The 13,355-nt window shown below is 67.9% G+C and carries 13 protein-coding genes; 2 read left to right on the forward strand and 11 right to left on the reverse strand.

Annotated elements, in window-relative coordinates:
- Positions 1 to 12 precede the first annotated feature (12 nt).
- Positions 13 to 252 (forward strand): phosphopantetheine-binding protein, encoded by a 240-nt coding sequence (locus tag H7347_RS08470; RefSeq protein ID WP_152823082.1) that lies wholly within the window; start codon positions 13 to 15, stop codon positions 250 to 252.
- Between the two features lie 247 nt (positions 253 to 499).
- Here the strand turns inward: H7347_RS08470 and H7347_RS08475 are convergent, their stop codons facing one another.
- From H7347_RS08475 to gluQRS, 10 genes are all read right to left on the reverse strand, one after another.
- Positions 500 to 814, reverse strand: a complete 315-nt coding sequence (locus H7347_RS08475; RefSeq protein ID WP_152823083.1) for a hypothetical protein — start codon at positions 812 to 814, stop codon at positions 500 to 502.
- A gap of 126 nt (positions 815 to 940) precedes the next feature.
- On the reverse strand, positions 941 to 1,282 hold the full coding sequence (gene cas2e, locus H7347_RS08480; RefSeq protein ID WP_152823084.1) for a type I-E CRISPR-associated endoribonuclease Cas2e: 342 nt from the start codon (positions 1,280 to 1,282) through the stop codon (positions 941 to 943).
- The gene (gene cas1e / locus H7347_RS08485) at positions 1,279 to 2,253 is read right to left on the reverse strand and encodes a type I-E CRISPR-associated endonuclease Cas1e (protein WP_152823085.1); all 975 of its coding nucleotides are present in this window, start codon (positions 2,251 to 2,253) and stop codon (positions 1,279 to 1,281) included. The genes cas2e and cas1e overlap by 4 nt, the downstream gene beginning before the upstream one ends.
- A complete protein-coding gene (gene cas6e / locus H7347_RS08490) occupies positions 2,250 to 2,879 on the reverse strand; it encodes a type I-E CRISPR-associated protein Cas6/Cse3/CasE (RefSeq protein ID WP_152823086.1) in 630 nt (209 codons plus the stop codon). Before cas6e ends, cas1e begins: the two co-directional genes overlap by 4 nt.
- Entirely contained in the window at positions 2,876 to 3,577 is a 702-nt protein-coding gene (cas5e, locus tag H7347_RS08495; protein WP_152823087.1) for a type I-E CRISPR-associated protein Cas5/CasD, read from the reverse strand. Before cas5e ends, cas6e begins: the two co-directional genes overlap by 4 nt.
- Entirely contained in the window at positions 3,577 to 4,725 is a 1,149-nt protein-coding gene (gene cas7e / locus H7347_RS08500) for a type I-E CRISPR-associated protein Cas7/Cse4/CasC (RefSeq protein WP_152823088.1), read from the reverse strand. The genes cas5e and cas7e overlap by 1 nt, the downstream gene beginning before the upstream one ends.
- Before the next feature lie 26 nt (positions 4,726 to 4,751).
- On the reverse strand, positions 4,752 to 5,351 hold the full coding sequence (gene casB, locus H7347_RS08505; RefSeq protein WP_152823089.1) for a type I-E CRISPR-associated protein Cse2/CasB: 600 nt from the start codon (positions 5,349 to 5,351) through the stop codon (positions 4,752 to 4,754).
- On the reverse strand, positions 5,352 to 7,016 hold the full coding sequence (gene casA, locus H7347_RS08510) for a type I-E CRISPR-associated protein Cse1/CasA (RefSeq protein ID WP_152823090.1): 1,665 nt from the start codon (positions 7,014 to 7,016) through the stop codon (positions 5,352 to 5,354).
- The gene (gene cas3 / locus H7347_RS08515) at positions 7,016 to 9,751 is read right to left on the reverse strand and encodes a CRISPR-associated helicase Cas3' (RefSeq protein ID WP_152823091.1); all 2,736 of its coding nucleotides are present in this window, start codon (positions 9,749 to 9,751) and stop codon (positions 7,016 to 7,018) included. The genes casA and cas3 overlap by 1 nt, the downstream gene beginning before the upstream one ends.
- A 186-nt stretch (positions 9,752 to 9,937) precedes the next feature.
- Positions 9,938 to 10,882: a tRNA glutamyl-Q(34) synthetase GluQRS gene (gene gluQRS / locus H7347_RS08520; RefSeq protein WP_152823092.1), complete on the reverse strand. Its 945-nt coding sequence runs from the start codon at positions 10,880 to 10,882 to the stop codon at positions 9,938 to 9,940.
- Positions 10,883 to 10,997: 115 nt separating this feature from the next.
- Here gluQRS and H7347_RS08525 point away from each other — a divergent pair, with 115 nt between their 5' ends.
- On the forward strand, positions 10,998 to 11,657 hold the full coding sequence (locus tag H7347_RS08525) for a queuosine precursor transporter (protein WP_186337413.1): 660 nt from the start codon (positions 10,998 to 11,000) through the stop codon (positions 11,655 to 11,657).
- On the opposite strand, the gene H7347_RS08530 is transcribed toward H7347_RS08525, so the two are convergent.
- Positions 11,635 to 13,341: an MFS transporter gene (locus H7347_RS08530; RefSeq protein WP_370513947.1), complete on the reverse strand. Its 1,707-nt coding sequence runs from the start codon at positions 13,339 to 13,341 to the stop codon at positions 11,635 to 11,637. The genes H7347_RS08525 and H7347_RS08530 overlap by 23 nt on opposite strands.
- Positions 13,342 to 13,355 lie beyond the last annotated feature (14 nt).

Genomic DNA, 13,355 nt, shown 5'->3' on the forward strand with positions numbered 1-13,355 from the left:
AGGATTAAAGACATGGCAACAACAGACGAGATCCTCCGCGAGATCACCGCCAAGGTCGCGGACATGCTCGACCTCGCCCCCGAGCAGATCGACGCCGAAGAAGAGCTCTTCGACCAGGGGCTGGACTCCGTGCGGCTCATGGATCTGGTGACCGAGATCCGCCGCCGGGGATTCGACGTGGACTTTGCCGACCTCGCCGAAGACACCCGCTTAAGCTCCTGGCGCGCGGTGCTTAACGAGCTAGCCAACTAGCCCCACCGCATCAGGGCACGGATCAGCGGGCCCACCCAGCCAGCCATCTCGTGGGCGTGATGACCCACCTCCACGGTGGTGCGCACCCCCGCCGCGCGCAGGCGCGCCGCCCCCGCCCGGGAACCAGAAAGAACCCGAGTTACTGACCGCGCGGCCTACCACTCGCGGATGGCGCACCACCAGATCCACGGCGGCCAAGCCACCGAAGCTCTGCTCGGACACAATCACCCGGTGCGCCGACGGCTCTTCACCACCAAAAAATCGCCGCCACGCCCACGGCACGATGGTGCGCGCCACGGATCTGCCAGTAGGCTTCCACGACGTCGCCAAGCACCACGCCCTGATCTATGTTCTCCCCTTCAAGCCATGCTCGGCATGATGTTTGCTGCTCCACAGCGTGCTTCGTCGCCTCAGAAAACACCCGTGCATGCTCAACAACCTGCTCTATCGCACCAGAAACCTCACCAGGAATCCTTGCCAGTGTTCCCATCGCCTCAGTGGCAACCTCCTGCTGCACCCCTTGATCATCTACAGCATCCCAGCGCGGATCATCCAACCACACCACGGATCTCCTCTGTACGGCTCACCCCCGCTAGCGCGGGGAATACTTGCTGACCAGCAGCGATACGAGCCTTCCGCCCATTTTAGCTACAACTTCCCCACGATCCAGACGCTAACCCCACCTCCTTCACCTCCGAGCCCTCCTCATATTCCGTGCCTTGCTCCACCCGGTCCTTCGTCTGTTCTCCAGTGGCCGAGAATGAGGCCTCATCATCAGAGTCAGCCCCTCATAGTCCGTGGGCTGCCAGTCGTGGCGGTGGGTTCGACATTCCATTCCTTGTTCGTTGTTAGTTTGGTATACCAGCAGGGCACGGCCGTCTTTTACCAGCGCTACGGTGTGGTCCCAGAGTTGGTCGCGCATCCGCGCGGTGGGACGCCCCACAAAGACACCGGGGGAGATTTCCAGCAGCCATTTGGTGAGGTCGCCGCGCAATCCTGCGGGGCAGGCGGTGACCACGAGAACCATCATGGGTGCTCCTCGATGTCCTGACCCCAGTTCACACCGGCGGCGATGACTTCTAGTTCGCTCCACAGGTGGAGTTCTACGTCGAGGAGATCTTCTTTCTCCGTGATTCCCATGAGGGCGTAGAGATCTTTGACCATGCGTTCCATGAGGTGTAGACGCACAACACTGTCGCGTACGCGCCGTCGCACGTCGGTGCTCAGCGTGATGCCGAGCGCGGTGGGGTCGGCACCGCCCTCGCGCAGGAGGTCGGCCACGGCGTCGAAGGCGGCGGGGATGGTCACCTCGGCCTTGTACAGATCCGCGATGTCGTACACGAAGGAGCGGTCGGTGCCGGTGTGCACTACGCCCAGGCCGGGGATGAAGCCGAGGCCTACGATCACGGCGTGGGCGATACCGTACAGCGCGGCGTTGGCGGCGGTCAACGCCCGGTTGATGGGGTCACCAGAGTCAAAATCCGCAGGGTCGTAGTTGCGCCCCGTCCACGGCACGCCGGTACGCACGGCCTGGGCACCGTAGATCTTTTTCATGCGCGCGCCCTCGCGGCCACGCAGTTGCGCCATGCTCATGGTGCTCACGTCCTCGCCGGGGAATCTCATGGCGTACATGGCGCGGGCGCAGTTCAGGCGGGCGCGTTGGTTGCTCACGATGCGCGCCTGCACCTGCGCCATGCGGGCGGTCTTGGCCGGGGAACGGCCGTGCGCGTAGTAGCGCACACCGTGCTCGCCCACCCACACGACGGAACAACCGGCATCGCCAAGCAGGGCCATCGCCTTGTGCGTCACCCGGGTACCGGGCCCCAACAACACCACGGCGAGGGAAGTGGCCGGAACGTGCGCCACGCCGCGTTTGTCGGTGATGGTCAGCGCGTTATCGGCGCGGTGCAGCGTGGCCTGCTCCACGTAGAGGAAGGAAAGTCGATCCTCCATGCGGGCGAGTTCCTGGCGCTCCAGCGGCACCTCGCTGGGGTTGGTCATGGCCGGGCGAGGGTGAGCAGACCGCAGCCGTAGGCCCGGGCGCGCCCGATGCCGTGGGTGAGCGTGGCGCGCAACTTATCGACGTCCTCGACCTCCAGCACCCCGCTGAAGCGCGCGGTGCGCAGGGTCACGTGGTTGCTCCCCCGGCCGCGCCGGAAGCGCAAGGTCTCCTGGCCAGTGGTGGCGGCGTCGAGAAGCCTAAAGCCCGCTCCCGGCGCGCGTTGTGCCAACCAATCCAGCTGTCCCTCGCCCACCAGGGGGGTGATCAGGCCGCGCTTGCCCGGCACGGGGGAGGACTTCACTGGGTTGGCCACCAGCTCGAAGCGCCACTGCTGGCCGCGCATGAGCTTGCCCAGGAGAAGGGCGTAATCGGCGCTCTGCGCGGGGCGGGTGTCCCAACCCGCCTGCTCGATGATGTTCGCGGCGTCCGGCTTTTCCGACCCCACGATGTAGAGGACGTGCTCGTGACCGCGGTGATCCACGCGCCACAGCACGCGGGCGTCCTCCTCCGAGAGGTCGGGTGGGAACGCCGAGCGCACGGCGGCGTGCATGGCCTGCGGGTTGAGCAGCAGGGTGCGCGCACCCCGGCGCTGCGGGTTGAGCAGCACCTTGGTGAATGTGGTCATGCGAACATCACCGCCTCCATGTATGGGTCCGTGGCGGTGCCCTGGGGGTTATCCAGGCGCAATTCCTCTTCCACCACGGTGCGCCACCCGTAGCGGCGGTGCTCCTGGGAAAAGGAGATGGGCACGTCCTGGCGCTGCACGCCAGGCTCGGTGGGTAGGCCGTCGCGGAAGATCGGCAGGACGATCTGGGAGCCGCGCTGTTTGCGGTGGGCTTCGGTGGCCTGCCAGTCCAGCGCGCGCAGCGCCTCCACCGCGCCCGTGTCCCTGATACCGATCACCAGATCCGGCGGGGCGGGGCAGGAGCGACGTCCCAGGAACAGCGGGAAGCGTGGCCGACGCAGCGCCTCCTCCAAGCCCTCCAGCACCTCCCGGCGCGGGCTTTCCACGGCGGCGATAAAGAGAGCGTCGCTGAGGTAATAGCGGGTGACCAGGCTGGCGGCGGCGTTCGGCTTCTCCTGCCAACGCTGCGCCGTCTGATAGTCGCGCAGCAGGTTGCCGGGCTGATCTACCCGCACCGCGAAGGTCAGCTCCGCGAGGTCGGCCACCGGATCGGTGCGCCTGCGCCCCTCGGCGGCGGCCAGCAGCCCGATCACCCCGGACTTGCTGGGCACCTGGCCGGTGGCCCGAATCTTGTAGCGGCTGCGATCGCCCCAGGACTGCATGGGGCCCTTCAGCTTGAGCAACAAAGTGGAGGGCATTAAGCCCCCTCGGCGTTCAGCGCCGCGCGCAGGGAATCTCCCAGCTCCGGCAGGGAGACCTTCTGCGCGATGGCCTCGAAGGCCTCCGGCAGCGTTCCCAAACCGGTGACGAAGGCCGCCAGGGGCTTGAAGCCGTAGACCTCCTCGATCTGCTGGGCCTCCGCCGCCAGGCGCGCCGCGCCCTCCTCCCGGCGGCCTGTGGGGTTAGCCACACCCACCTGCACTGGGTTTTCGAAGGCGTTGACCAGGGACACCGAGCGGGTGTCCCGCACCGTCACGTACACCAGCTCCGGCAGGGTGTTATGGGCAAAAGTGTTCTGCTTGCCGGTGGGCAGGGCCTCCACGAAGCTCGTGAGAAACTGCACGGCACCGATCACGGCGGCCTCCCGGTCCCCCAGGTTCTCCGCCAGGGAGTCCAGGTCGATGGTGGCAAAGCGGTACAGGGTGGAGGACATCATCTGCACCGTGCCCATCATGCCCGCGCCGGTCTCCTGATCGTCCTCCACCAGGTCGTCCACGGCGGTGAAGAAGTCGAACTCCGGCTCCGAGGCGTGGATGCCCAGGGCGTGCGCCACCTGCACGGAGGCGTCCACGTTGTAGTGGGCGTCGTCGGCCACCATACGTCCGAACATGGCGATGTCCACGCTGTGCTCCTGATTGAACAGCGCCTGGGCCTTCCCCTTACGGATTTTAGTGCCCTCGGCCTCCGCCGCGATGATCGCCTCCGCGATGTTCTCCACCTGGCGCGGGCTGACAAAGAGTAGGTAGCCGGTCTCGGCCAGGCGCCGGCGCTCCTCGGGATCGGCCTCCTCCGGGTCGGCTTTGGGCTCGGTGAGCTTGATCTTCAGGGTCTTGAATACGGCCTCCACGGCGGCCGCGGCGCGTTCCTCCGGCCACTCTTCCTTACCCGCGCGCTCCTGGATGGCCGCCACGATCTTGGCCACCACGCGCTTGGTGCGGTACCCGACCTGGGAAGCGTCCCAATGCTCCTCGAAGTCCTTGCGTATGGCCCGCTTCCAAGACTGAGAGGACACCCGCTGCCGCGGCACCCCGCCGAAGATCGCGGACTTGGGCGCGCCGGTGTCATCGCGGTTGATGAGGCTGGGCGGGAGGGTGTGCAGGGCGTGAATGTCGATAGTGATGGGCATGGTTCCGGGTGCCTTTCTTGTCTTGTCTAGGAGTTGTGATCGGTGGTTTCCGGCGGGATACGGGCGAAGTCTCTACCCCAGCGCATCAGCACGCGCTGACGAACACGGGGGTTATCCAGGGCGCGCAGATCGGCGGCGAGTTGGCCGTAGTCAAAACCCAAGCCCTTCCCGCGCAACAGGGCGACGAGGCTGCGCAGGAGTTGCAACCGGGAATGGGTGGATCCGGCAAGCACCATCGCATCGAAGCGCGGCTTAAAGGAATCAGAATCCGTGTGCCGGTACAGCGTCCCGCAGGCCGTCGCGAAGGACCGCCCCGGCACGTGCATGGGTTCCCGCGCGCTCTGCATGTGCCAGGCAAACAGCGTGAGCGCGTGATACGCGGCGGTTTCCCCCGGTGTGGCGGCATCGCTTCTTCCCAGTAACCCCCGATCCAGCGGCGGGTCAAGGGTCAAAAGCACCCTGGACAGCCCCAGGGGATCGCTCTCGATGGGTCGGCCCACCCCGCGCCGCAGCTGCGCCAGCACGCCGCGGGCGCGGGCCTGGGCCCGCTCGCCGCGCCGACCCAGTACCTCGTCCTGGAGCCGCCTCACGGTGGCGCCCACGGCTTCCTGCATGTTGTTGTCCATTTATTCCTCTCCCTCTGTCGCCTTGGGCCGCGCAGTGGCAGGCAGGGCATCGTCGAGTTTTTTGTGCAGCCGACGCACCACCGTGGCCGCGGATTCGATGCGCGAAATACCGTTGTCCGTCTTTTCCCTGCCCACCAGCGCCTGCGGGCTCAGCCCCTGCAACAACACCTCGGCCTCCGTGAGCACACGGCCCCGCACGTAGCGCTGCCACCTCTCGGCGTGCTCGTGCAGTTTCCCCTCCTCCAGGCCCGCCAGCCAGCGGCTAAAGGGCTGCTCCAGGCGGGCGAGCAGCGTGTCCGTGGGGGCGGAGTGGAACTGATACTCCCCGCCCGCGGCCGTGGCCAGCTGCCCGGCGAAGGAACCAAGCGCGATGGCGGCGTCCATCGTGGCCTGGGCGTTATCCAGCAGCAGGCGACGCTGGCGGCGGGACTCCTCGCCCAGCAGGCGCACCGGGATCTCGATGGAGCCGGCCACCACCTCCGCGATGGAGGAGGCCTGGGGCCCGTAGGCCACGGACACGATCTGGATATTTGCCCACTCGGGGATCACTCCCTTGGCGCGCAGCTCAGCCAGCTGGGTCAGGGTCTGCGGGCGCTTGGGCGCCCTCTTTTTTTCCGTGAACCCGGGATCGCCCTCCAGCACGAGGAGGGGTTCCAGGGACTTCCACATCGTGCGGTCGGTGTCGAAGGGGCGCGGGTAATACACGTCGTGCCCTTTCTTCGACTTATTGGCGCTGTAGCGATACGGGGTCATGGGGTCGTCCATAATGTTGGCCCCGGCCTCCGGGATGCGATCGCCGTTGCTCACCAGCACCTCGGTGACCCGCTCGCCATCGTGAAAGAGCCGCACCCGGCGCGATTGCCAGGTGGCCAGATCGGCGGGCCCGGTGGGATAGACTGCCTCCGCACTGGGTCGGCGCTGCGCGGGGGTATCCGGGTCGCGTTCCCACACGGTCCGATCCGCTCCCGCCTCGTCCAGCAGGCAGTCCGGGGTGGTATTAAGCGCCAGGGTCTCGCGCAGGGTGGCGCCCACGATCACGGTGCCCCCGGTGCTCCCCGTCCACCCGGTGCCGATGGGATAGCCCCTGCCGCCCTTGACGCGCGGGTCGCCCACCGCACCGGATTTGATGCCGGAGTAGTCGTAGGCCTGGGCGTGGATCAACCAGCGGGCGGCCTCGGCAAAGGCCAAGGTGCCGCGCGCCGCACCCGCGCGCATGGTGAAGTATTCGTCTTCCGCCTCGGGCACGATGCGCCGGGCCTCCAGCCGAGTGTCTTTCTCCGTGTGCAGGTCCGCCACCTGCATGAACGGGCTCTGCGGGTGCAGCAGGTCAAAGCGCTCGCGGTATTCCTCCAGGTAGTCGAGCACGGTGCTATCCGCCTCGCCCACGCGGGCCACCTCCCGCTGCTCCTCGAACCAATCTGCGTGCTCGTAGTCCTCGCCCTGGTCGCGGTGGATGGCCTCGCTGTGGGCCCGCCAGTAGATCGCCAGCAGCAGCCGGAGTACGGCGTAGTCCTGCGCCGGGGAGTCCCCGCGCAGCCCCACCACGGGAGCCTCGCCGGCCTCGACGACGCTAAAAATCCGACGCAGGCTCACCAGCTCCTGCGTGCCGCCGCCGCGCACGCAAGCGATCCAGGGATCGTCGATCAACGAAAAGCTCTCCGCCATTACCCTTCCTCTCTTCCCTGCTCTAGGCCCAACTCCAGGGAGTAGCGCAGCCTAATTCCATTGATGGTCGCCTCGCAATTCTCATCGAGCAGCAAGGCCACCTGCCCCTTAAGCAGGTAACTTTGCGCCCACCCCACGGGGGTTTCCTCTTCCAGCTGGGTAATGACAGCCTCAAAGTCACTATATCGTGCGGTAAGTCTCCCCGGAAGCCTCACCGTGCTGGATGCCAAATGCAGTGCCAGGGGGTATTCGGGGGTGGCGCCCTCGGCGATCGGTGCTCCCCCGTATCCCAGGGGCCGATAGCCATACTCGCCGCCCACGATCGGGATCACCTCCACGCTCGGGTCCGCGTCGCGCACCTGCGCCGCCCCGGCCTCCTCCCCCGTGCGCGCCGCGTTGCCCTCCGAATAACGCGCGAAGAGCGAGGCGAAGCTGCCCCTCGCCCGCACCAGCCTCGGCAACTGATACGTCGCGGCCCGCCGCTCGGAGCGCTCCCGCGCCGCCGCGCTCTTCTCCCGGGCCTGCTCCCACGCCTCCCGCCAGGGCCCGGGTACCTCCCTGTCCTCCGCGTAGGCGGCGTGGACGAGCGGGGCGATGTCGTCCGGGCGGTGCAGCCCCTCGGTCAGCACCCGCTCCTCGAGCACCGCCATCGTGGCCAGCAGCACGGCGGGATCGTAGATCGCGGCGGTACCCCGCTCGAACACCGGTACCGGCTCGCGTTTCTCCACCCCGCGAATAAACACCTGCGGTTGCCGCAGGTGCGCGGGGCGGTCCTCCGGCGGGCGGCGGTGTCGGTGCAGGCGGCCCACGCGCTGAATCAACAGATCCATCGGCGCGATGTCGGTGACCAGCAGATCCACGTCAATGTCCAGGCTCTGCTCCACCACCTGCGTGGCCACCACGCAACGCCGCTCGGGCCGCCCGGCCCCCCGATGCGCCCGCGGCCCCAGCGCGGCGCGCAGGGCATCCTCCTTGGCCGCGCGATCCGAGGCCATGAAGGCCGCATGGTGCAGCTCCACCTCCCCCGGGAAGCGCCCATCAAGCAGCCGGTACGTCTCCTGCACGCGCCGGATCGTGTTGCACACCACCAGCACGCATCCGCCCCCTTCCACCAACGCCGCCAGGGCCTCCGGGGAATCGTCGAGCAGCCCCACGCTCGCGTGCAGCTCGGTGGGCCGCGCGGGCACCGGCACCTCCCGCGTGCCGCGCTCATCGACGACCGTGAGCAGCGGATAGGCCGTACCCTCCGCGCCACCGCCCCCGTAGGCCTGCGCCAGCGTGCGCTTCTGCCCCACCGGCAGGGTGGCGCTCATCAGGATCACCGAGGCCCCGTAGTGCCGCAGCCACTCCAAGGCCCTGCGCAGGTAGGAACCCATGTAGGCATCGTAGGCATGCACCTCATCCACCACGATCACCTTGCCCGCCAACCCCAGGTGGCGCAGCATGGAGTGCTTGGCCTGCAGGGCCAGCATGAGCACCTGATCCACCGTGCAGACCACGAAGTTCGAGAGCATCCCCCGCTTCACCCCGCGCAGCCACTGGGTGGCCACCACCGCACCGTGCTCCTCTCCGCGATCCTCCTGGATATGACGGTACGACGCAGACAACCCGCTCTTGGAATGCCCCAGGTACATGGAGGCCACCTCCCCCGCCGCCGCCCCTTCGGCCCACTCCAACACGCGCTCGAAGAGGCCGTTGGCGGTGGCCATCGTGGGCGCGGCGAATACCACGCCCTGCGCGCCGGTACGCCCCGCAATGATCTGGGCGGCGGCCAGCGCCGTCTCCGTCTTTCCCTCCCCCGTGGGGGCCTCGACGATCAGCAGGCTCGGCCCCTCCACCTCCCCCAGTGCCTCCACCACCGCCCGCTGAATGGGGCGCGCCCCGAACTCCTCCGGCCAGCCGAAGATCTTGCGGTAATAGGCGTCGATGAGATCCTCGGTGGCAAGGTCGCCCGGGGACTCCGGGCGCCACGGCGGGGTCAAGGCTATCTCCGCCATGCCCCGACGGGTGCGCTCCTCCTGGGTGGTGTCCGTCACCATCGGGAAAGCCTCGGCGTTAGAAGCGATCCAATCCGCCATGATCACCAGGCCGGTGAGGAGCTGCTGGGCGGGGGCCTGGATCCTCGCGACCCGCCGCAACAACTCCGTGGTCATGCCCGTGGCCTGGTTGATCATGGCGATCAGTTCCGCGTGGGCGCGGTGCCAGTGCTCGGCGTGCTCATCAAGGAGATCCTCGGCCCGGCTGAGCATCACCGGATCGGTAGCCTTGCCGTGGTGTGCGCCCGCCACCTGGGCGAGGGATAGCGCCACCCTGGGGTTGAGGCCCTGCCGCCGGAGCCAGCGGTTGAGGATCACCTCGGAGGCCAGCTCGTGGCGCAGCCTCTCCCGCGTGAGCCGCCGAGTCACCGGGAACGCCTCTCGCACGCCCGCCACGATGTGCGCGTACTCCGGGCGCGACTCGATCTGACACTGGAACTGGGTGGTGGCCTTGCCGCAATCGTGCAGACCGGCGAGCCAGGATACCAGGATCCGCGCGTCGCCCTCCCCCAGGCCGGTGGCGGAGGTGAGGTACCCCTTAACCGAATCCGCCAGCCATGTCTCCCAGAGACACTCAGCCACGCAGGCGGCATCCACCATGTGCTGCGGAAGGGAAAGCCAGCCGGTTTCGTCCCCCGATTTGGCCCAGAGCGCCGCGACCTGGGGATTCGATGTGGGGAACACGTATCCTTCCTCCATACCACGAGAGAGTATACCTTAAAAAAAAATTAAATATAGAGCTCAAGTGTTGATAATATTATATTCACGCCCGGGTCCCGACATCATTGCGCTCGTCGGGGTGAGCCTACTTGTGCTCTGTGCGAACCGCCATGGAGCACCCCTCCCCGCACCCGCGGGGTCTATCGGCTCCCCGGGCCTCCCTTTTCACTTCCACACCCACGCCTCCCTCGGCACCGCCCCCGGCTCAAACTCCTCCAGCAGCCCCGCCAGGGAGTCGCAGTCCTCCACCCCGACGGAGGCCGCGAGGCGCGCGACTACCTGGGCCACGGGGGCGTCGGCACGCATCTGGCGCAGGGTGACGGCGCCGTCGCGCTTGGCTAGCCGCCTGCCCTCGGGACCGAGCACGAGCGGCACGTGCACGTAGCCGGGGGCGGGCAGCCCCAGCGCGTGCGCGAGGTAGGCCTGTCGGGGCGCGGAGGAAGCGAGGTCGTCGCCGCGCACCACCTGGTCGATGCCTGCGGCGGCGTCGTCCACCACCACCGCGAGGTTGTAGGCCCAGTCGGGCTGCTGCCCGCCGCGGCGCAGGATGAAGTCGTCCACCTCCCCCTCGTAGTCACCCAGGAAGCCGTCGCGCACCCGCCACCGCCGCGCCTCCGCGCGCAGCCGCAGCGCGGGGACCCTGCCCTGCGCCATGAGCTCCCTGCGGCGGCGCTCGCGCTCGTCGTCGGGCAGGTCGCGGCAGGTGCCGGGGTAGCGCCCGGGGATCGCGTGCGGGGCGCGGGCGGCCTCCTGGATGTCTTTGCGCGAGCAGTAACACTCGAACACGTGCCCGCGTTCCGTGAGCGCGCGCAGCGCCGCCTCGTAGGCGCTGGTGTTATCGGACTGGTAGGTGGGCTCCCCGTCAAAATCCAGGCCCAGCGCCTCAAGGTCCTCGATCTGGCGCCGCGCGCTGTCCACCGAGGAACGCTGCGTATCAATGTCCTCCACCCTCAGGTAGAACCGCCGCCCCGTGCGCCGGGCAAAGAGCCACGCCAGCACGGCGGTGCGCAGGTTGCCAAAGTGCAGGTCCCCGCTTGGCGACGGCGCGTACCGCCCCGCACCCCGCGCATTGTGCTCCAGGGGGCTCGGCTGTGGTTTCTCTGGTCCCATATCGGATAAGGATACGTCTCCCCACCCGGCGCCCCCGCGCCCCAAGGGGTGCCACCTCCCCCGGCGCGGCCCGCCCATCCACCGGCACTGGCACCCCTATGGCAGCATGTAACCCGTGACCAGCTCCACAGAAGCCAGATTCATTCCCATCCAGCGCTCCCTGTACCCGGTGATCGTGACGCTCTTCGTGGCGGTGTTCCTCATCTCCAACATCACCGCCACCAAAGGCGTGGCGCTCGGCCCGCTGATTACGGACGGCGCGTTTTTCCTCTTCCCCGCCGCCTACATCCTGGGCGACGTGCTCGCGGAGTGTTACGGCTTCCGGGCCTCGCGGCGGGCCATCCTCACCGGTTTTGCGGTGACGCTGCTGGCGGTGGCGTCCTTTTACCTCGCCATCGCGCTGCCGGCGGCCGATTTCTACGAGAACCAGGCGGAGTTCTCCCTCGTCCTGGGCCTGGTGCCGCGGATCGTGCTCGCTTCTCTGGCCGGGTACCTGGTGGGACAGCTCCTCAATTCCTACGTGCTGGTGGCCCTGAAGCGCCGCACCGGGGAGGACCGCCTGTGGGCCCGTCTGCTCGGCTCGACCGTGGTGGGCGAGTTCGGAGATACCCTGTTGTTCTGCCTGATCGCCGCCCCGGTGATCGGCATTACCACCTGGGGCGACGGGTTGAACTACCTGATCGTGGGCTTCGCCTGGAAGACCGGCCTGGAGGTGGTGCTGCTGCCAGTGACCTACGCGGTGATCGGGTGGATCAAACACCGCGAGAATTATTGAGCCGCTGGCGGGCCCGCGCCACCAGCTCGGCGCGGTCCACGGGATGACCGGCCGCCGGGGCGAGGGCGGGAACGGGGGCCGGAACCCGAGCGGCCGGCTCGGCGGCAGGCACCTCGGCCGGTTCTTCCTCGGGCACCCGGATGTCCTTTTCCCGGATGAAGGCCAGGCAGGCCACCGCGCCCACCACGGCAAAGATCGCGGCCATGATGAAGATGCCGTGCAGGCCCTCCACGAACACCTCCCGGGCCAGCGCGCCCAGCTGGGGGGCAAAGCGATCCACGAGGTCGAAGCGGCCGCCCTCCGTGGCAGCGACGATCTGCTCGGGGGCGCCCGCCATGCCGTCCTCGACGTGGTTGGACAGGTAGGCCCCGTAGAGTGCCACGCCGAAGCTGGTGCCCAGCGGCAGGGAGGTGTTGGCGATGCCGGAGGCGGTGCCGGTCTTTTCCCGGGGCACCACGGAGACCGCGAGGTCCATCAGGTGCGGCAGCATGATGCCGGTGCCGATGCCGATGACCACGTAGGAGGGCACCAGCGCGGGCCAGCTGGAATCCGGTTGCACCATCAGGCCCAGCAACAGGCCCCCGGCCACGATGAGCATGCCGAGCGCCTGCACGAAGCTCAGGCGCATGACCTTGCCCAGGCCCAACCCCACGGCGGAGAAGAGCACGATCGGCCCGGCCAGGGTGGTGGAGACGTAACCGATCTCCAGGGCGGAGAGCCCCACGTGCCCGGAGAGCCACAGCACGATGAAGGGCATCATGCCGAAGCTAAAGAGGCGGGCGGCGAACGCGGAAAAGGTCACGGTGGAAAAGGAGGGGATACGGAAGAGGCGGATGTCGATCATCGCGTTATCGCCCTTGGCCGTCTGGATCCAGGCCAGGATCACGCCCAGCTGCAGGGCGGCGGCGAAGCTGAGCACCACCAGCCAGTCCGTCCAGCCGCGATCCGGCCCGGAGATGATGCCGTAGTTGAGGCTAAAGAGCATGCCCGCCGCGACGATCGTGGAGGGCACGTCGATGGGCGGCATCTCCGTGGCCCCGGCCTCGCGCGCCCGCTTGTGCAGGTCCGGGATGAACAGCAGCGTGGCCACCAGCACGAACAGACCGATGGGAACGTTGATGGCAAAGATCCACTCCCAGCGCCCGTTTTCCACCAGGACGCCGCCCACCAGCGGCCCCACCGCCGAGGCCGCCGCGGACAGACCCATGAGGATCGCGATGGCCTTGGTGCGCTCCTCCTTCTCGGCGGGGGTGAAGGCGTCGGACAGCAGCGGCACCGAGGTGCCAAACACCAGCGCGCCGCCGGCGCCCTGCACCGCGCGCGCCGCGATGAGCATGGACTGCGAGTCCGCGCTCAGGCAGGCGATCGACGCCCCCAGGAACAGCACGTGCCCGATCAGGAAGATCGAGCGCCGCCCGATGAGGTCGGAAATGCTGCCCACGCTGAGCATGAGGGAGGCAAACGCCAGGGAGTAGGCGTTGATGACCCACTGGCCACCGGAGAGTGTGAGGCCGAGGTCCTCCGAGATGGCGGGCAGGGCCACGAGCACGATGGTGATGTCCAGCGTCATCATCACCGCAGAGATCGTCGATACCGCGGTGGACCACTTCTTCGGCGCCTTGGCCCTCCCGTCGGCGCGGCGGTGCTTGCCGCCCTGGGCTATACTCATCTGCTGCTTGGCCACCAGCGCATTTTCTC

It is taken from the genome of Corynebacterium sp. zg-331 (assembly GCF_014267345.1).
Lineage (GTDB): Bacteria > Actinomycetota > Actinomycetes > Mycobacteriales > Mycobacteriaceae > Corynebacterium.

What these genes read in the sequence shown, in the direction of transcription:
- H7347_RS08470 (WP_152823082.1), top strand. Translation starts at nt 13, where the DNA reads ATGGCAACAACAGACGAGATCCTCCGCGAGATCACCGCCAAGGTCGCG.
- cas2e (WP_152823084.1), bottom strand. Translation starts at nt 1,282, where the DNA reads ATGATGGTTCTCGTGGTCACCGCCTGCCCCGCAGGATTGCGCGGCGAC.
- cas1e (WP_152823085.1), bottom strand. Translation starts at nt 2,253, where the DNA reads ATGACCAACCCCAGCGAGGTGCCGCTGGAGCGCCAGGAACTCGCCCGC.
- cas6e (WP_152823086.1), bottom strand. Translation starts at nt 2,879, where the DNA reads ATGACCACATTCACCAAGGTGCTGCTCAACCCGCAGCGCCGGGGTGCG.
- cas5e (WP_152823087.1), bottom strand. Translation starts at nt 3,577, where the DNA reads ATGCCCTCCACTTTGTTGCTCAAGCTGAAGGGCCCCATGCAGTCCTGG.
- cas7e (WP_152823088.1), bottom strand. Translation starts at nt 4,725, where the DNA reads ATGCCCATCACTATCGACATTCACGCCCTGCACACCCTCCCGCCCAGC.
- casB (WP_152823089.1), bottom strand. Translation starts at nt 5,351, where the DNA reads ATGGACAACAACATGCAGGAAGCCGTGGGCGCCACCGTGAGGCGGCTC.
- casA (WP_152823090.1), bottom strand. Translation starts at nt 7,016, where the DNA reads ATGGCGGAGAGCTTTTCGTTGATCGACGATCCCTGGATCGCTTGCGTG.
- cas3 (WP_152823091.1), bottom strand. Translation starts at nt 9,751, where the DNA reads ATGGAGGAAGGATACGTGTTCCCCACATCGAATCCCCAGGTCGCGGCG.
- gluQRS (WP_152823092.1), bottom strand. Translation starts at nt 10,882, where the DNA reads ATGGGACCAGAGAAACCACAGCCGAGCCCCCTGGAGCACAATGCGCGG.